An 18,065-nucleotide genomic window follows, 5' to 3' on the forward strand; every position below is an offset into this window, starting at 1 on the left:
CGATTGCCATGAAAGATGCTAACATGCAAATTCGAAACGCGTAACTAAATTCGCGTCAGTGAGTTGTCAAGGACGACCGTGCCGGGAACATCCGGGTGCGAACGGAAGGTGACCGATGCTTTACCGCAACCCCTCTCTGCCCATCGAAGAACGCGCGCTGGATTTACTCGCGCACATGACTCTGGCAGAGAAGACCAGCCAACTCGTCGGAATCCTTCCGCAGCCGCTTCTTGGAGCCGACGGTGTGACCCAATCCCAGCTGGACCGGCACCTGGCTCAAGGAATCGGGCATATCGCCGGAGTCGGAATCGCAGTTAGTGACCCGGTGCGCCTTGCACGGCTCAACAACGACATTCAAAAATATCTCCTTGAGTCGACCCGACTGGGAATTCCAGCAATTCTCCACAACGAGGCTCTGAACGGGCTTTTGGCCGAGGGATACACCTCGTTCCCCACGGCGATCGGCCTGGCGGCAACATGGAACCCCGCCGGAGTGCGCGAGATGGCCGACCTGACACGGCGGCAGATGCTCTCGATAGGTATCCGCCAAGGGCTGGCGCCGGTACTCGACGTGGCTCGCGACGCCCGCTGGGGCCGTGTTCATGAAACGTATGGGGAGGAAGTCCTTCTCGTCTCGGCCATGGGCGTCGCTTTCGTCCAGGGACTGCAGGGAGATGATCTGCGCGAAGGTGTGTTGGCCACGGCGAAGCACTTTCTCGGTTACTCGATGACCGAAGCGGGGCAGAACCTTGCCGCTACCCAGCTTGGAAGCCGTGAGCTTTATGACGTTTACGCAACCCCCTTCGAAGCTGCAATCCGCCTTGCCGGACTGCGCAGCGTCATGAACAGCTATTCAGAGATCGACGGCGAACCGGTAGCGACGTCCTCGGCTGTCCTTTCTGACCTGTTGAGGGACAAAATGGGCTTTCAAGGGACAGTAGTGTCCGACTACCGGACGATCCAGTACCTCGTCGAGCGTCAGCGCGTGGCCGGTACCGCCCAGGAAGCGGGAGCCATGGCTGTGTCGGCCGGGCTCGACGTCGAACTGCCCAGCGCCTATGGATTCGGGCCGGCCCTGGCCGACGCCGTCAACAAGGGCATCGTTGCCGAAGCGGTGGTCGACCGGGCCGTCCTCCGGGTCCTGACCCACAAGTTCGAGCTGGGTCTGTTCGAGAACCCTTACGTGAGCGAGGATCCAGTCCGGCTGAAGGATCTGGCGCAGGAGGGAAGGGAGCTTTCCAAGGAGTTGGCCCTTCAATCAGTGACCTTGCTCAAGAATGAGGCCGGCGTGCTGCCCTTCCGCCGGGATGTCCACCGTATCGCCGTCGTAGGACCGCACGCGGACTCCGTCATGGTCAACTTCGCCAACTACACCTATCCCACCACCCTGGAAATGATCAAGGGCATGATGAGCGGCCGGTCGCGGATGGTGGGAATGGAAAACGCGATGGATGGCATGCCGGAGGACATGAAAAAAGCCGCCGCGGAGCGCATCAGCGCACTGGAGAACCTCGACCTTGAGCAAGCTGTCCGGGAACAATATGGATGCCAAAGCCTGGCCGAGGCAATACGTCAACTCATGCCGGACGCAGACGTCGTATCCGTTCCTGGCACAGGTCTCCTCGACACGGAACCTCATGATATTGAGTCAGCCGTCGCTGCCGCCGCGTCGGCCGATATCGTCATCCTCGCCATCGGCGGCAAGGCCGGCGCTTTTTCGGGAACTACGACAGAAGGTGAAGGAACCGATTCCGCGAACATCGACCTGCCCTCCCGTCAGGTTGAGCTCGTCCAAGCGGTCAGCGCCTTAGGAAAACCAACAGCCGCCGTCCTCTACATGGGCCGCCCGTACGGCCTCTCCGGCGTGGACGAAATCCTCCCGGCCCTGATCACCGCATACTACCCCGGGCCGGAAGGCGCACCGGCACTGGCCAGCGTGCTCTTCGGGCATTCGGCTCCCTCCGGCAAACTTCCCTTCTCCATCCCCCGGCATTCCGGCCAAGTGCCGGTGTACCAGGCGCAGAAAAGGGGCAGCGGCTACCGGCGCGAAAGCATCGACATGGCAAAGGCCTATGCGGACATGCCAAGCACCCCTCAGTACGCATTCGGGCACGGGCTGAGTTACGCAAGCTTCGAATACGGTGAACTCCGCATTGAACCCGCCGCGATCGGTGCAAACGACGAGGTCACCATAATGGTTCCCCTTCGCAACACAGGGGCAATCCGCAGTACAGAAATCGCGCAGCTTTATGTCGGCCTTCCGGGTAGAGGCATCACCCGCCCCGCCCAGCAGTTGGCCGGTTTCGCCCGGGTGGAACTTGGGAAGGCGGAAGCCGCAGAAGTAAGTTTCGTTGTCCAGGGCTCGCAGTTAGGGCATACCGGAATAGACGGACGGTTCATCGCAGAGCCGGGCGAGGTCTCAGTGTGGATAGGTTCAGCCTCCAACGATCTCCGGACGCATGGGTCCTTCACCGTCACAGGTCCCCCCGTGGATATCGCAGCCACAAGGAGCTATCTCCCGGAGGTCCGAGTCCATCACGTGATGCCTGCCGGAACATAGGTGCAACTGCGAACCTTGACTTAAAACCCATTCGCGGATGCCGCCATTTACCAAGCAGTTCAAACCGTGGGCTCTCTTGCACGGCATCACCACCCCGGCAAGGCCCCATCGCCACAGACGTTGGCGCTCAAACCCAAAGTTATTTTAAGGAATACATCACATGTCTAAGCTCCTCGACGGCAAGGTCGCTATCGTCACGACTCCGGGCAGGGCGTCGGCGTGGAATCGCATTGCAGCTCGCCCGGTGCGGAGCCCGCGTCATCACCAATGACCTCGGCCCCAGGCGACCCACCGGAGCGGTGGCTGCACCCTTCCGTTCTAGCGCGCTGGGTGGCACACCGCCGGAGTTGACCCAAGAGGAGGCGGAGCGCTTCGAAGCGACTGCCGGGGACGCTGAGAGCGTCGCGGCACAAATCTTGGCTGAGGGAGGAGAAGCTGTCCACTACTACGCCGACGTCACCGACCACGAAGCGACCGGCGGCCTCATCGAAGTCGCCGCCGAGGAGTTTGGCCGGCTCGATATCCTCGTCAACAACGCAGCCGGAATGGGCTTCGGCCCCTTTTTGTCCCTCATCCCCGACGACTGGCACTTCCAGGTTGAAGCGAAGCTGACGGGAACATACAACTGCATGAGCCATGCCTTACCACTTATGGTCAAGCAACGGTATGGGCTTATCCTGAACGCATCATCGGACGCGTGGACTGGTATTCCGATGGTCAGCGCCTACGCAGCCGTGGTCGCGCTCACTAAATCAACTGCGAAGGAGGTCGCCGGGCACGGCATCACGATCAACGCATACTGCCCGCAGGCTGCATCGCCCGGCCACGTCAGTTTCAGCGCCACCTTCCGGACCTTGCTTCAGCAGCAGGGCATCCAGCTCAAGGTCGACGAGGATCGAACACGCCGCTCTGAAGAGGCCCACGGCCCGGCCGAGAACATGACCTTTCTGGCATACCTTGCCTCTGATGAGGCCGCCCACATCAGTGGCTCGGTGTTCTCCGTGACTGGAGGCGGTGACGTCGCCCTTTACGCAGATCCCCACCACACCGCAGCTATCGCCAAAGATGGCGAACCTTGGACCGTCGAAGAGCTCCGGAAGTGCTTACACCAAGAACTTCTCGTCGACTACAGGCCCGTTGGCGAGCGAAGCGAGTTTTGGAACGACGCAGCGACAGGTTATCGTCCAATCGTTCAGCGAGGAAACCGACCACACAATCGGACCTACTCGGCCTTGGCGGCCCACCATTGCCCTAATCGAACTCACTCCCAGTAGGCCCTGACTACTCCGATGAGGCGCACCAGCTTCACGACCAGAACCAGAGCCGCGGCACCAAGGGCGGTGGATACCCAGAACAAAACATGCCAGTCCGCCTTCTCTGCGACTACGGCCGCGACCGGCAGTCCCAAGGCACCTCCGACGCCAAGTGAGGCGCTCATCAGGGCGGCTGCGCTTGCCAGCCCTTGGAGCGCCCGGGCAACGATCATCGGGAACAGAGCGGAACTCAGTGCACCAACGACCGAGCCGGCAACCAGCAAGTCCAGACTGACTAACAGCATGCGCCGCGAGTCGGCCTGAGCTACCCGCAGAGGTCCGGGCAGAGCGCGAGGACATGGTCAGGCAACTCCTGATGCACACCTGCGCAGAGCGGTAATATGCTCTGGCTGAAGGAGGACCCACGCCACGGGACTCGTGGTCCGGCACCGCCGCCGGCCTGGTCGATGCCATCACCGGACATTGGGTTGATTGACGACAGGTTGAAAGCGTGGATCGAGGAGCAGCCCGTGTGGTTCGTCGCGACGGTGCCTCTCGGAGCAGACGGAACTCGGGGAACGCGGACGACGGCGGCACGATCTGGGAAGCTAGTTAGGTGCTTACTTTTTCCTAAGCGACTTTGGCGGATGTGCCAGGGGTGGTGAGTATGGTTAATCGGGCATACCCGACTGCTCCGGATGCTTCAGGTTGGGCCGGTGAGCGATCTTTCCAACCAGGAGATCGGACCGACGCGTTAGAGGTGCAGAAGCTCATTGCCTCTGCGGCATGTGTGCTGATCGTCGGTCGACGAGATGGCCTTTTGAATTCGTGCTGATCGGTCACTCGTTGCAGCGCGTACACAGCCTACCTGGGCTTGTTCGCGGTCGAACAAAACAAGCAGAGCGGCGGGCCTGGCCGGCAGACAATGGAGTACGCCGAGTCCCTCGCCCGGTCTCACTTCGGGGTGTCGCGCAGGGAAATCGATGTGATGGAGCATCACGAACCCCTTCTCCAGTGGTACTCGCGAATCGGCTACCAACCCACAGGCGCGCGCTCCGCTTTTCCCCAAAGCGTTGATCGGAAAGAAGCCTGGCTCGTGAAGTGAAACGGAACGGCCCGGTGACCCACCCGTTAGCCCGAAGCTCCGGGAAGTCAGGTCTGAGGAAATCCATCACGAGAGCGACGCCATCCGCGACGCCTTTGCAATGCTCGGGCTGACGTCGAGGAGCGACCAAGTATCCCCTTGGTGTCAGTCGCCATTACTGGCATCCGTTATCGGCGTTCGAGTAGGACTCCTAATAGTGGCGAGAAGCTCGCCTCTAGCGCCGAAAAATAGTGGCAGGACCAGCCGAATCAAAGCAACTAGATCACCGTCCTGAAGGGCCCTTCTTGATTGATGTTCTTCAGGCACCTACGTACTGAGCGGGGGCGTTGGCTCGCTGCGGCGTTTAGTTCCTCAAGGTCCGTGGGTTTCGCGCCCGGGCGCTGCACGGTGATGCAAAGCACAGTTAGGAACTACTTGCTGGCTCGCGCCTTGTCTGATTGGCGAACTGCCGTCTCCTTGGGGTTCCGCTGGCGTATAAGCTCCCAGGAAACAGCCGTTAAGAGTGCCAAAAACATGACTATGGCTGCAAAAAACGGCAACGCCTCCACACTTGTTCGTTCCAGGACTACACCTCCCATAAAGGCTCCGCCCCCTATGCCGACGTTGAACGCGGTGGTCTGAAGCGAGGCAGCAAGACTCCGAGCACGGGGGGAAGCCGTCCACATCATTCGCGTTTGGAGCATTATTGGGATTCCCCCAAACACGGCGCCCATGAGGATGAAGAGAATCCAAACGACAGCTTGGTAACCGGAATCGGCAGCCGTAGGGAGAGCGGACAGAATGACAACCATGCAGGCCAACGCGCCGACGAAAAGTCGAATCGGAGCACGATTGTACAAGGTGCCGGTTAGCGCGACTCCAACGGCACCTGCGATTCCCCCCGCCAAGAGAACGATGGGAATGGCCTCCGGGCCTACTCTAACCACGTCAAGCAACCATACGACGCCATAGGTGCCAAAGGAGTTCTGCGCGGCGACAACGAAAAGAATCAAAAAGCAGATCATCAGGACGGCAGGCAAGGTGGCGTCTTGGGTCCCCTTGTCTAGGTCATCTGTCTCTGGCCTTGGGACGAAGTTTGTGATGGGCGGAAGGTATTTGACCGTCAGTAGGAAGACCAGTACGGTAAGGCCGGCCAACGCGGCGAATGACATTCGCCACCCAAACATTTGCCCGAGCGCATTTCCCAAAGGGATTCCCAGAACCCCTGCGACAGAACCGCCTGCCGCCGTCACAGCAGTAGCCTTCCCTAACTGTGACGGACGGACAAGAGAGGCGGGGTATGCCGCGACGACCGACCAGAAGGCCCCGTGGGCCACTGCGCCGAGTATTCGCGCCGCAAGTAGCATCTCGAATGTCGTCGAGAGGGCTGTCGCTGCGTTCGCAGCCCCAATGGCGGCAAATGCACCTAGGACCATCGCTTTACGGGGGATCCGGCGGGTGACCGCGGCTAAGGGCGCAGCGGTCAGTATGACCGTCAACGCGAAAACCGTGATCAAGTTGCCGGCATCGCCCGGGGAGCGCTCGAAGGTTTCAGCAATTTGCGGTATAAGACCTCCCGGCAAAAACTCTGTTGACATCGAGATGAAGATTGCCGTGGAAAGCAGAAGCAAACCCACCAACGGAACCCGCTCCCCTGTGCTGTCCTCTTTTGAGTAGCCTTTGCCCTGGTCCACTTTCTTATAAAATGTCATTCTGATTCCTCACAACAGTCGGATCGAGATTCCTGCCGCGACGATATGCGGATCAGCGGCCACGATCTGATGTGTGGCCGGTTGGTGAACGGTGGATTCACATCCACGGATTTTCAACGGATTGAGCCCGGGCGTTCAATGCCAAAAAGGGCCGAAGGGAGTTATTTCGTGACGCGGACCATGCGCCAGTCATATGGTCCAAGCTCGACACCGTCTACGGACTCTCCGGAAATAACATCAAGCCCACTTATAGGGACGATCTCGGGATCGACTCCATGGTTTATCACGGTGAGCACGTCACCTCGTCTCGCCACCTCGACCCAGGGAGATAATCCGTTCAATTCTGGTTGCACTCCGGCTTCCGCCAAGGACCACGCAATTATCCGCCGGATCCCGGCATCATCCGGGATGGTTGCCAGATATATTCCCCGCCCGGTCCCGTGTGTCTGCTGGGTCAGGGCTGGGGCTCCTTTGAGACGGCCATCTGTAAATGTGCCGAGGACGTCCGCGCCAAGGACGCGTACCTCTTCACAGAAGTACTCTCCACGGATACTACCGAATGGCCCGTTTACCGAGGCATGCGATTGTCCAGGGCCGGTACCTGAACCTCCTGCGGCGGAGTCTCCAACTGACCACGGCCCATTTTCGCTGGAAGGGCCGATAAGCGCCCCAAAGTCCTCCACTGTCACTCCAAGCACTTCCCGCAGGCCGACTTGATAGCCCCCTTCCCTAAAAGCATCGTCCTGGTCCACAACATCGGTGAATGCTGAGACGAGCAAGTGCCCGCCACGCCGGACGAAGGACGAAAGATTATCGGCTCCGGCGTCGGTGAGCAGGTAGAGCTGCGGGGCAATGACAAGAGAATAGGCTGATAGATCACCTGTCGGCTTCACAATGTCTATCGATACGTGCTGCGCCTGCAGCGCTGCATACCACCGCTGCACTAAGCGGCAATAATCCAACTCAACGGGATGGTCAGAATGCGTCAGAGCCCACCAGTTCTCCCAGTCGAAGACGACGGCGACCTTGGCGTGGCTTTCCGGAGCCACCTGAGGAAAGTTCTTTAAGGTCCCGCCCAACCTCGTCACCTCGCGCCAGGTCCGCGTCTGTGTCCCCGCCTGAGGCAGCATGGCGGAATGAAACTTCTCACTGCCGCGCCGCGACTGCCGCCATTGAAAAAGGAGGACTCCGTCAGCACCGTGGCCGATCGCTTGGGCGGAGAGTGCTTCCATCTGACCTGGAGCTTTAGGCGCGTTGGACGAGCGCCAGTTGAGCGCCCCCGTCGACTGCTCCATTATCAGCCACGGCACACCGGGTTTGAGTGAGCGCATGAGGTCCAGGGTGAACGCAGAGAATCGAAATGATTGCGGATCGTTAGGATCGGGGTAATTGTCGTTGGTGATGATGTCGATTTCCTCTGCCCATCGCCAATAGTCCAGGGGATAAAAAGCTCCCATGAAGTTGGTGGAAATGGGCTGGGCTGCCCCGGCGGCGCGGATGATGTCCCGTTCCATGACGTACAGCTCAAGCACCGCGTCGGACGTGAACCTTTTGAAGTCGAGCGCTCCACCCGGGTTGAGACTGTAGGGCGCTTTCCGCGGTGGAAGGACCTGATCGAACGAGGTGTAGATCTGTGACCAGAAGGCTGTCCCCCAGGCCTCATTCAAGGCATGGATTGTGCCGTATTTGCGCTTCAACCAGATCCGGAAAGCATCTCGGGCGTTACCGGAGTAGTCGTAGTGCAAGTGGCAGGCATATTCATTGTTGACGTGCCACATCACCACGGCTGGGTGATGGGCATATCGGGAGGCCAACTCGCGCACCAGATCCGCTGCCAGTCGCCGGTACACCGGGGAAGTGGGAGCATAATGCTGACGGCTCCCGGGGCCGAATGTGGAACCGTCCGCGTCCTGAGGCAGCATCTCAGGGTACTTGGTGGTCGCCCAGGGCGGCGGCGACGCTGTGGCAGTTCCCATGTTGACCTGGATGCCGTTCTCGTGGAGCAAATCAATAATGCGATCAAGCCATTCCCAGTCAAAGACCCCTTCGTCCGCTTGAATCCGCGACCATGCGAAAATACCCAGACTGACAATCGTCACTCCAGCTTCGCCCATGAGTCGAACGTCTTCTTTCCAGGCTTCCTCCGGCCACTGTTCAGGGTTGTAGTCTCCGCCGTAATACATAGAAGGTGTCCTTTTACTAGGGATTCCGGGCCTGCTCGGAACCGGACTTCTCTCTGAGGAGACTTGGGGCCCGGGTACTCGAGGGAGCCCTTACAGGGCTCAGCCGGCGTCGCGCCTTTGATCGATGCCTGTTGCGGTGGTGAAGAGGTCATGTTGAGCTGCCAAGGGGCGCAACTTCCGGCTACCTCGAAGGTGCGGCTCGGCGTACCAGGCAGTCGCGCCAGTGGAAGTGACGACGATGGAGACTTGGAGCGCCAGAGTTCCCGTCCAGAGGGGAGTCAGTCAGGCTCCGGAAAGATGCCGAGAGCTAAATCTGCCTGAGAAGGGCAACGGCGCCGTTCCCTTTTCGGGACGCCGAAGGGCTTAGGGGTATCTCTCGGGGCGGACGTCCCGTGGTGTCCTTAGCCTGCGTCGCTGGCCATGGCCTCTGAATGACATGGTCACCGGCTGGAAGCTCTTGAAGGGGGTACCCTTCGAGGTCAATGTCAGCACATGTACCGGGCGGAACCGTGACCTTCAGTGTCATGACGCCTGCTTCAACGTTCCACGACACCGCTGCGCGGCCCGCTGGCGTGATGTGCGCTGTGGAGGCCTGTGAGATAGCAGGATGTGGCCGGGGCGCCACACGGAGTCGTGTCCATCCGGGGGTCAGCGCCGACAGACCGCCCACCGTCGAGTGCAGCCAGGAGGCCACAGCTCCCAAGGCATAGTGGTTGAAAGACGTCATCCCGCCAGGGTTTATGGAACCATCAGGGAGCATACTGTCCCACCGTTCCCAGATAGTGGTCGCCCCCATCTCGACGGCGTACAGCCATGATGGGAGCTCAGTCTGCATCAGCAGCTTGTAAGCGTCTTCCAGCGCACCGGCCGAAGTGAGTGCATCGAGAATGAGCGGGGTTCCGACGAACCCGGTGCCGATTTTGTGTCCGCCTTCTCGGACGAGCTCGACCAGTCGGGCGGCCGCGGCGTCGCGGAAAGGTTTCCCATCCAAGAGATCCAGCTGGATTGCAATTGCGTACGCAGTCTGTGAGTCGCTGGTCAAGCGACCGGATCCTGTCACGAACCGCTGCCTGAACGCTGCGAGAATCTCCTCGTGCAGCGCTTGGAGCCGCTCACGTTCCTCTTCTGAGCCGATCAGTTCGGCAGCGCGTGCGGCGAGCCTGGCCGAGTGCGCGAAGTACGCCGTCGCCACAAGCGCCGGGTCTGTCGCGCCATGGGCGGGCTCCTCCGGGGGGGCGGTCGGATCGAGCCAATCCCCGTACTGGAATCCTTGATCCCAGACTTTGGCAGGACCGGCCAGGGCGGCGACGCCGTCCACCCACCGTTTCATTGTGGGAAATGCTCGGCGAAGGATATGGACATCACCCGTTGCGTTATACAGGGCGAAGGGCACGAGCGTGGCCGCATCACCCCAGACCGCTGTATGAGTGTGGTTGAAGACCGGGTTGTCCGCGAGTTCTCGCGGGAAGGGCAGCGAAGGTACAAAGTACGGGATGAGCCCATCCTCCTGCTGCTCGGCCACGAGGTCCTCATACCAGGAACTGAGGAACGCGGTGCTGTCAAATAGATAGGAGGCCGTGGGGGCAAAGACAGCTATGTCGCCCGTCCAGCCGAGCCGCTCGTCCCGTTGGGGACAATCGGTGGGAATTGACACGAAATTTCCCCGCATGCTCCAAACGACGTTCTCATGCAACCGCTTCAGCCCCCCATGGTCACAGTCAAACCAGCCCGCACGCTCAAGATCAGAGCTAACGACAATAGCGCGGATGTCTTCGGGCTGCAGGCGGCCGGACGGTAGGCCGCTGATCTCCGCATAGCGGAAGCCATGATAGGTGAAGGATGGTTCCCAGGTTTCCCTGCCGTTTCCGGCGAGCAACCACCGGTCAGTTGCTTCCGCTGCGCGGAGGGGCCTGGCGCCGAGCTCCCCGTGCTCCAGGACCTCCGCATGTCGAATGATGATCTCCGTACCTGCGGGGCCTTCGGCCGTCAGACGTACCCAGCCGACCAGGTTCTGGCCAAAGTCGACGAGCAATCTGCCATTTGGTGACAGGAAGATCTGCCGCGGTGACAATTCTTCGACCTTGCGGACGGCGGGGGCATCAATGGACCGGAGCGGCATGTGGGCGTCCTTGCCGGAAACCACTTTGACGGGAAACCAGCGCCCTTCATCGCTGTTGTCAGAGTCGCGTCGCAGGACCTGCCGCGCATCGAACGTTTCGCCGTTGTACAAGTCCGCAGCGAGAGTCGGCCCTGGCGTCCACACCCATTCCTTGTCAGTGGCCAGCACGGTCTCCAACTGAGTCCCTCTTCTGATCTCGAGCTGAGCAATCAGTCCAAGCTTGTCACCGTAAATGCCCTGCAAACCGTTGAACCCGAGGTGGCCGGACCACCAGCCATCGCCAAGTTCAACTTCTATCAGGTTCTCCCCCTGGCTCAGGTGCTCGGCGACGTCGTAGACACACACAGCCAATCGCGAGGGATAATGCTGCCACCCTGGCGCGAGGACGTCTTCTCCCACCCTTTCACCATTGATCCGCGTGACGCCGATTCCGTGGAAGGAGATGTACAGCCGTGCACTATCAAGATGACCAGGACTTTGAAAGCGGTGCCGAAAGACTGGTCGCCCAGCTTGAGTTCTGGGTGCCTCGACGAAGGATGCAGTCCAATCTTTCGCTTCGAGCAGTGCGGCTTCCACTTCGGCTGGCTTTGACCAAGCGGAGTATCCAGATTCCAGAATTGCTCGGACCCGGAGAGTACGCCTGGTTCTGGATTGGAGTGCCGGTCCTACCCAGTCGGTACCGAGATAGGACTCTTTAGCTACCCGTACCGTCCAAACGTCGCCCTCTGCTGCTGTCGACTCCACTTCATATCCGATTGCGTGTGGCGCTGCAGCCCAACTAACGCGAGGGGAGGGTGAGGGGACACCCAAAGCCAACATACGATGGTCAAATTTAGGCCGTCCTGGTGCAGCAGTGACGATGGGTGGCATGGTACTCCTAGGGAACGGTTGATAAAGCAGATAGCAGCGCAACTCCGGGGCGTCGTGTGACGACGCCCCGGAGCGATTCGGGCTACTTCTTGTAGGCGTTTTGCAGCTTTTGCGCGATGCTCTCGGGTGTTTCTTTGCCGAGCAGCATCGATTGGATTCCAGTGTTAAGGGTGGTTTGAACTTCGGGCTGCAGGGTCGCTATGCGGGCGGTCTTTCCTGACTGCACCAGTTTGTTGAACTCGGATAGCTGTGGCGAGGGTGTGAAGCCGTCGTTGGGTACGACGGGCACCGAATTGAACCCCTTTGCGTACTTTGTTGCCTCTTCCGGGCTACCGGCGAACTTTAGGAAGGCCGCGGCTGCAGAAGGATTCTTCGCCTGGGCATTCAAGGCCAGGACGTAACCCGGCAATGCCGTAACCGAAGCGCTTTCGTTGGTCGCTGGGATCGGTGCAACAACAAATTTATCGTTGGGCGCTGCGGCCTGAATGCCGGTGAGGACGGCGCCTACGTCGACAATGCCGAGAGCCTGTCCCTGTGCAACAGCATCAGCCCCCTGCTGGCGGGTGCGGCCCAAGGCGCCCTCGCCAAAGCAGCCTTGGTCGGACATCTTCTTGTAAATTTCGAGCTGGGTTTGCCAACCAGACCCGGGGTAGGTCGACTTACCGCTCGCGAGGCCTTCATCCCACTTCGGGTCTGCACCGTAGACCAGGGACGCGGCTTGACCGAAGGAAAGCATCTGAGGGCCAGCGGTGTCACCGAGACCTTGAGCGTACGCATAGACCCCCTTGGCCTTTGCATCGGTGCACAGCTTGTAGACCTCATCGAGCGTTGTGGGTGCCTTCAGACCGTGCTTGTCAAGCGCAGTCTGGTTGTAAATGGCCGAGAGCGGCTGCAACGCTCCGGGGAAGGCATACAGCTTGTCCTCGTACGAGACATCCGACTTCCAGATGTCAGGAATCTTGCTGCTCCAGTCGGCCTCGAAGGGCGCGATCAGTCCGGATTTCGCAAGCGGCACCACGTTGGAGGAAATATCGTTGGGCTTCCCGCCAGGGAAAGCGAGCAAGACGTCAGGTGCGGTTCCGGCCTGCAGCTGGGTGAGGACAACTTGGCCCAGGTCACCGCCTTGGTAGTCAATCTGAACCTGGACGCCTGGGTACTTTTTCTCGAAGTCTGCAATGATCGGGTCCAGGGCACCCTTGTACTGTGAGTCGAAAATACCCGTGACTGTGCCGGTGATTTCACCCGCGCTCCCTGAAGGGGCGCTTTCTCCGCCGCCGCTGCACGCGGCAAGCCCGAGAGCCATGGCGCCGACGGCGCCTATCGCAACGGCTCGATGCTTGATCTTCATCGATCTTGGTCCTATCTCTGTAGTTGGGGATGTAGTGCATTTGCCGTCCGAGGACGGACACTTGTGTGCGGCAGGATCAGCCCTTCAGGCCGCCCGCAAAGCCCTGGATCACGTAGCGCTGGAAAATCAGGTACAGCGCAAGGATTGGCGTTATGGAAATGATCAGCGACGCGAAGATGACGGGCCAATTGCTCACGTACTGTCCTACGAACTGGTACAAGGCCATGGGTACAGTTATCTGCTTGCTGCCGGAGAGGTAGATGAGGGGCGTGAAAAAGTCGTTCCAGATTCCTACGCCATTGAGAATGACGCACGTACCCAGCGCCGGCCGTAGGAGAGGCACCACAACATGCCAAAACGCCTGAAGATTACTGCAACCATCGATGCGGGCCGCTTCCTCAAAATCAAGGGGAATGCTCGCGCGGAGGAAAGTCGTAATCAGGAAGACTGAGAAGGGCATCTGCACCCCGGTATAAACGATAACCAGCGACCATACGGTCCCCAAAAGATGCAGATCGCGCATTTGGAAGTAAAGGGGCAATAGTGCCAGCTGGAAAGGAAGCAAAAGACCGATCATAAACAGGTAAAAAGTCGCAGTCGACAGCCGCGCTGTCGACCTTGCCAACGGGTAAGCAGCCATCGTCGCCAAGACGAGCACCACAAGGCAGCTAAGGGCGGTTACAACCACGCTGGTGATGATCGATCCTGGAAGCCTTGATGCTGTCCAGGCCGTGATGAAATGGTCGAATGTGGGGTTTGCGCTGGGGACGATAGCCGGGGTGAGGTCCCCGATAGGCCGTATCGCCAGGTTGAAAAGGATGTACACCGGGATCAGGAAAACGATGGTTGCCCCATAGGCAAGAACATTCCCACCCACCCGGAGAGCCAGTGGGGATTTCATGAGTTAAGCTCCTGACGGCGCAGAACGCGGAACTGGATGTAAGAGAGGATTCCGATGGCGACGGCCAGGACAAGAGCGAGCGCGGCAGCACGGCCGTAGTAGCCGAATTTGGAAAACAGAACGTAGAGCTGGGTGGTGATGGTCTCGGTCTGGCCTCCCGGGCCGCCACCGGTAATAGCAAAAATCTGATCGAAAATCTTCAGCCCTCCGATGAGACCCAGCATGAGGTTAATAGTGATGGCGGGAGCCAGTAGTGGCCGGACGACGTACCAAAATCGTTGCCAGTAGCCCGCACCGTCGAGGGATGCTGCTTCCTCGAGCTCGGCGGGAACGCCCTGAAGTCCGGCCAGGTAGATGACCATGGAAGAGCCGGTAAACTGCCAGATGATAGCTATGACGATAATCCACAGGGCCCATGTCGGGTTGCCGAGAAAATCGACCTGCGGAAAGCCGAATGCTTTCAGCGCCGTGTTGACCGCGCCCTGATCGGGGGCTCCAAAAATGTACTTAAACAGGTACCCGACCACGAGTGCCGATATGACCATCGGCGCAAAAATAATCGTACGGAGCACACCCCGGCCGATAATTCGGCCATTCAACAATAGAGCGAGCAGAAGGCCCAGCGCGTTCTGGGCGACAACAACCACGAGCGCAATGAACAGTGTGCGAAGAGCGGCCGGCCCGGCGTCACCGCGGAAGTTGTCGACGAAATTGTCCCAGCCTATAAACTTCGGGTTGCGTGTCAAAAGGTTCCAATTGGTGAACGCATAGTAGCCGCCCTGCACAGTAGGCAGGAGAACGACGTATGCGAACACAAGCGCGCCGGGCAGGACAAGCCACCACAGACTGCCACCAACGGACATGGCGCTTCTTCGCCTTCGAGGGCGGGGTTCTTCTCTCGTCGGCACCGGCTCGGAGGCGATGCCGGTCGATGTACTGGGAAGGGACATCGGACTCCTTTGACCAATTAATTCGCTGCGAACGGATAAGTGCAACGTTATACGGCGGGTTGCTGCGTGCAACGATATACGTGAAACGGCTCACAGCACAAGCCTCCCCCACTTAAAGTTCCTCCCGGCATGCGCGTATCTCGCCCACGGCCAGCACGCGACCCTAACCGCCAACGAAAAGTTCAGCGACACGCCTTCTTGTGCGGACCGACTTTCTGGTGCAACGTTGCCCGCTGTGGGTACACTTGCCTCTTAGTGAAGAACTAATGAGAAGGGCTCGGCGGTGACACCCAGACATACCATCACCAGCGACAAACCGCGCAGGGCCACACTTCAGGATGTTGCCAGCGAAGCAGGTGTGTCCTTCTCCGCTGTCTCCAAAGTAATCAGGGGCGCATCAGGGGTAAGCCCCCAGATGCGCGAACGTGTAACCGCGGCCATCGAGAAGCTCGGATACCGTCCGCATGCCGGAGCCCGTGCTATGCGTGGAAAGTCATACACGATAGGCGTGATGATCGTTCAGATGGAATCCCCGTTCCAGCCGGAAGTTGTTCTGGGGATTACAGAGGCGCTGCAGACGACGCCCTATCAAGAGGTCGTTATAGTCGGTGGCATCCCTCCCGAACGCCAGAAGCGCAGTATCGAGGCGCTGATGGATCGACAAGTGGACGGGTTGATCGTAGTGGCGCCGTGGATGGAAGCAGAATGGCTGGAGGAATTGGGCGCCAAGATTCCGACCGTGGTCGTGGCCCGCCATGGCACGGCCACCGCATTTGATACCGTCGTCGACGATGAGTACCAAGGCGCCCGACTGATGGTCGATCACCTTGTCGAACTAGGTCACAAACGCATTGTGCACACAAGCATGCCTTCGGGCGGCCTGGAACCTTTCGTGCTTTCGCATACAGCTCGACGTTACGGCTACGAACAGGCGATGTTGCGGCACGGGCTGACACCGGACGTTATTGACACCTCATACTCTGAGGCGGGCGGTTATGAGGCGGCCCTGCAGGCGTTTTCGGCCATGGACCGCCCCACAGCAATCTTCGCTGGAGCAGACATAGCCGCTCTCGGTGTATTGCGTGCTGCTGAAGAACATGGGCTTAGAGTTCCCGAGGACCTCACGGTCGTGGGGTACGACAACATTTACGTCTCAGCGATCGGGAGAGTTGCACTGACAACGGTCGACCAGTCGGGTCAGCTTACCGGGGCGAACAGTGCCCGGCTTCTTTTGGAGCGCATCGAAGGGCGTACTCAACCGGCGCATTATGTGCTGGCACCTCATCTGGTTACGCGGCACACGAGTGGACCGGTGGCCAGTGAGGACCAAAACAGCGGCCGCAGAAGCCATTCACTTCATCAGCAGTAGGGCCCACCGGGGAAGCGCCGGCTCCTGTTTCCCCCTGCAGGTTGGATGCCCTTCTTGAGGAGCGGTTCAGTGCTGCCTCCAGCAGGGTCAAAGGCGGAGTCTAGACCCTTGAGGGAACCGTCATGAGCAGCGAAAAACACTCGGAACCCAACCCTTTATGCTCATTTGAGGGCCCCTCGTGGGTGTCAGCCTATACTGCCAAATTGAGCTGGCGCAGCCGTGGAGTTTCGTTCCACCAATCGAGGGGCGAACATGTCATGGCACGCCCGGAATCTACCTTCAATACGCTCGATCAGCAGTTGCCCGGCTCTTTCGCCCATCTCCACACCAGATTGATCAACCGAGGTCAGCGAGACGGGACCTAGGGAAGCTGACCGGGAGTTGTCGTAGCCAACCAGTGAATAAGTTTCGGGGACAGATAAGCCGCGGTCCCACAATTCATTGATCATTCCCAGCGCAACAATGTCTGCTCCGGCAAAGACCGCCGTCGGCGGGGACACCAGGCCATCAATTTGACGGGCCGTCTCCCGGCCGCCTTCCAGGTTCCACGGAGCGTGCAGGACCATCGAGCTGCCGCCCAGCCCATGCCTTAGCATTGCGCGCTTGAAGCCGGTCAAACGGTGCGACTCGGGCCTCGTCTCGTCGTCCCGACCCCCTGGATGCATGACGTAGGCGATCCGCCGGTGTTTCAGCATCACGAGATGGTCCACAGCAAGTTGTGCCCCGCGCTCGTCGTCTGCGGCAACGCTGTCAAAGGCCTGGCTGCAGCTGTGATTACCCACAACCAAGAGCGGGATCCGAGCCGCAATGACTTCGAGCTGGGCGGCGGTTACCAGCGGTGCAACGAGCACGAGACCGTCCACTTGGTGGTCAATCAACGCCTCAATACCCAACTGTTGCGGGGAACCTTTGTAGCCGCAAGGCGATACGAAGAGTTCGTAGGAGCGAGAACGGACCGCGCGTGAAAGGCCCTCGATAATAAGACTGAAAAATGGGTTATCCAGGTCGGAGAGGACAACACCTATGGTGAATGTTCGCCCGCGCATACCGCGGGCAGGACCGTACGGCCGGTAGCCCAGCTCGTCGATGGAGGCTTGTACTCTGGCCCGCATCGACTCGCTGGCGCCATATGCGTTGCGAAGCACTTTGGAGGCGGACGCAGTGGAAACTCCTGCGTGCCTGGCGACATCGACGATGGTAATACGGCGTCCGTCCGCGCCCTTACTCCTCCCGCTCATCCTTCCCCTTTTCATTCCGGTCCAAGGATACGCCTGCATAACGCCTGTCGGTCTCGCGGAATCAAGAGGGCCACCGGTTCGCGGCGGCCCTCGTGATTGCGGTAAATTCCGTGCGGTTCAGCCAGCGGGTGTGACGACTCCTTTACCCTGTCCAGGTCTTGTGCAAGTTCGAACCGGGCGGTGGAGTCACCTTACGTTCGGAGGACAGGCGAAATGCGACCAGGTAGGTGCCAGGCTTTTCGAAGTTCGCCTGTCCTCCGAATCTAAAGGTGCTACCCGTCTACGTCGGCGCTAAGAACGTTCTCCATGGAACGTTTCAGTGAGGTTACGGGTAGCACGATATGGGGCCAATACTTTTGCGATCAGCCCGAGAGCTGCTCCCCCGAAAGGAACCGCGCCTTTCGCCCGCCGGTCCCCAGCGGACGCCTCTTGCCGCCACGGCACCATACAGGCTAAGGTGGCGTAGAACGTTGCACGC

The 18,065-nt window shown here is 59.6% G+C and carries 12 protein-coding genes and 1 pseudogene; 5 read left to right on the forward strand and 8 right to left on the reverse strand.

The genetic code is table 11. The features are described 5' to 3' along the window. Positions 1 to 175: 175 nt before the first annotated feature. Both AC1DJB_RS12495 and AC1DJB_RS12500 read left to right on the forward strand, forming a co-directional pair. Positions 176 to 2,560 carry a glycoside hydrolase family 3 protein gene (locus AC1DJB_RS12495; protein ID WP_476910345.1) on the forward strand — a complete coding sequence of 795 codons (2,385 nt, stop codon included), beginning with the start codon at positions 176 to 178 and terminating at the stop codon, positions 2,558 to 2,560. 230 nt (positions 2,561 to 2,790) lie between these two features. After that, complete coding sequence (locus tag AC1DJB_RS12500) at positions 2,791 to 3,834, forward strand: SDR family NAD(P)-dependent oxidoreductase (protein ID WP_476910346.1); 1,044 nt, start codon at positions 2,791 to 2,793, stop codon at positions 3,832 to 3,834. Here AC1DJB_RS12500 and AC1DJB_RS12505 read toward each other — a convergent pair. Continuing rightward, a complete protein-coding gene (locus AC1DJB_RS12505; RefSeq protein WP_476910347.1) occupies positions 3,822 to 4,118 on the reverse strand; it encodes a hypothetical protein in 297 nt (98 codons plus the stop codon). The genes AC1DJB_RS12500 and AC1DJB_RS12505 overlap by 13 nt on opposite strands. Before the next feature lie 563 nt (positions 4,119 to 4,681). Between AC1DJB_RS12505 and AC1DJB_RS12510 the strand changes: the two genes are divergently transcribed. Further along, complete coding sequence (locus AC1DJB_RS12510; RefSeq protein WP_476910390.1) at positions 4,682 to 4,918, forward strand: hypothetical protein; 237 nt, start codon at positions 4,682 to 4,684, stop codon at positions 4,916 to 4,918. Between the two features lie 410 nt (positions 4,919 to 5,328). On the opposite strand, the gene AC1DJB_RS12515 is transcribed toward AC1DJB_RS12510, so the two are convergent. From AC1DJB_RS12515 to AC1DJB_RS12540, 6 genes are all read right to left on the reverse strand, one after another. Next, positions 5,329 to 6,609 (reverse strand): MFS transporter, encoded by a 1,281-nt coding sequence (locus tag AC1DJB_RS12515; protein WP_476910348.1) that lies wholly within the window; start codon positions 6,607 to 6,609, stop codon positions 5,329 to 5,331. Positions 6,610 to 6,770: 161 nt separating this feature from the next. Continuing rightward, entirely contained in the window at positions 6,771 to 8,792 is a 2,022-nt protein-coding gene (locus AC1DJB_RS12520) for a beta-galactosidase (RefSeq protein WP_476910349.1), read from the reverse strand. 307 nt (positions 8,793 to 9,099) lie between these two features. Beyond that, on the reverse strand, positions 9,100 to 11,781 hold the full coding sequence (locus AC1DJB_RS12525) for an alpha-L-rhamnosidase (protein WP_476910350.1): 2,682 nt from the start codon (positions 11,779 to 11,781) through the stop codon (positions 9,100 to 9,102). 82 nt (positions 11,782 to 11,863) lie between these two features. Then, positions 11,864 to 13,129: an ABC transporter substrate-binding protein gene (locus AC1DJB_RS12530; protein ID WP_476910351.1), complete on the reverse strand. Its 1,266-nt coding sequence runs from the start codon at positions 13,127 to 13,129 to the stop codon at positions 11,864 to 11,866. A gap of 76 nt (positions 13,130 to 13,205) precedes the next feature. Further along, complete coding sequence (locus AC1DJB_RS12535; protein ID WP_476910352.1) at positions 13,206 to 14,030, reverse strand: carbohydrate ABC transporter permease; 825 nt, start codon at positions 14,028 to 14,030, stop codon at positions 13,206 to 13,208. Next, a complete protein-coding gene (locus AC1DJB_RS12540) occupies positions 14,027 to 14,893 on the reverse strand; it encodes a carbohydrate ABC transporter permease (RefSeq protein ID WP_476910353.1) in 867 nt (288 codons plus the stop codon). Before AC1DJB_RS12540 ends, AC1DJB_RS12535 begins: the two co-directional genes overlap by 4 nt. 370 nt (positions 14,894 to 15,263) lie before the next feature. Here AC1DJB_RS12540 and AC1DJB_RS12545 point away from each other — a divergent pair. Together AC1DJB_RS12545 and AC1DJB_RS12550 are read left to right on the forward strand one after the other, a co-directional pair. Continuing rightward, positions 15,264 to 15,431, forward strand: a pseudogene (locus AC1DJB_RS12545) (LacI family DNA-binding transcriptional regulator); the annotation flags it as partial. A 60-nt stretch (positions 15,432 to 15,491) separates the two neighbouring features. Next, entirely contained in the window at positions 15,492 to 16,349 is an 858-nt protein-coding gene (locus tag AC1DJB_RS12550) for a LacI family DNA-binding transcriptional regulator (RefSeq protein ID WP_476910391.1), read from the forward strand. A 185-nt stretch (positions 16,350 to 16,534) separates the two neighbouring features. Here the strand turns inward: AC1DJB_RS12550 and AC1DJB_RS12555 are convergent, their stop codons facing one another. Then, entirely contained in the window at positions 16,535 to 17,587 is a 1,053-nt protein-coding gene (locus AC1DJB_RS12555) for a LacI family DNA-binding transcriptional regulator (RefSeq protein WP_476910354.1), read from the reverse strand. Positions 17,588 to 18,065: the final 478 nt, after the last annotated feature.

It is taken from the genome of Arthrobacter sp. 01T428 (assembly GCF_056398685.1).

Excerpts from the sequence above, each read along its gene's own strand:
- AC1DJB_RS12535 (WP_476910352.1), bottom strand. The coding sequence starts at position 14,030 with ATGAAATCCCCACTGGCTCTCCGGGTGGGTGGGAATGTTCTTGCCTAT.
- AC1DJB_RS12520 (WP_476910349.1), bottom strand. The coding sequence starts at position 8,792 with ATGTATTACGGCGGAGACTACAACCCTGAACAGTGGCCGGAGGAAGCC.
- AC1DJB_RS12540 (WP_476910353.1), bottom strand. The coding sequence starts at position 14,893 with ATGTCCGTTGGTGGCAGTCTGTGGTGGCTTGTCCTGCCCGGCGCGCTT.
- AC1DJB_RS12530 (WP_476910351.1), bottom strand. The coding sequence starts at position 13,129 with ATGAAGATCAAGCATCGAGCCGTTGCGATAGGCGCCGTCGGCGCCATG.
- AC1DJB_RS12555 (WP_476910354.1), bottom strand. The coding sequence starts at position 17,587 with ATGAGCGGGAGGAGTAAGGGCGCGGACGGACGCCGTATTACCATCGTC.
- AC1DJB_RS12550 (WP_476910391.1), top strand. The coding sequence starts at position 15,492 with ATGATCGTTCAGATGGAATCCCCGTTCCAGCCGGAAGTTGTTCTGGGG.
- AC1DJB_RS12495 (WP_476910345.1), top strand. The coding sequence starts at position 176 with ATGACTCTGGCAGAGAAGACCAGCCAACTCGTCGGAATCCTTCCGCAG.
- AC1DJB_RS12525 (WP_476910350.1), bottom strand. The coding sequence starts at position 11,781 with ATGCCACCCATCGTCACTGCTGCACCAGGACGGCCTAAATTTGACCAT.
- AC1DJB_RS12505 (WP_476910347.1), bottom strand. The coding sequence starts at position 4,118 with ATGCTGTTAGTCAGTCTGGACTTGCTGGTTGCCGGCTCGGTCGTTGGT.
- AC1DJB_RS12515 (WP_476910348.1), bottom strand. The coding sequence starts at position 6,609 with ATGACATTTTATAAGAAAGTGGACCAGGGCAAAGGCTACTCAAAAGAG.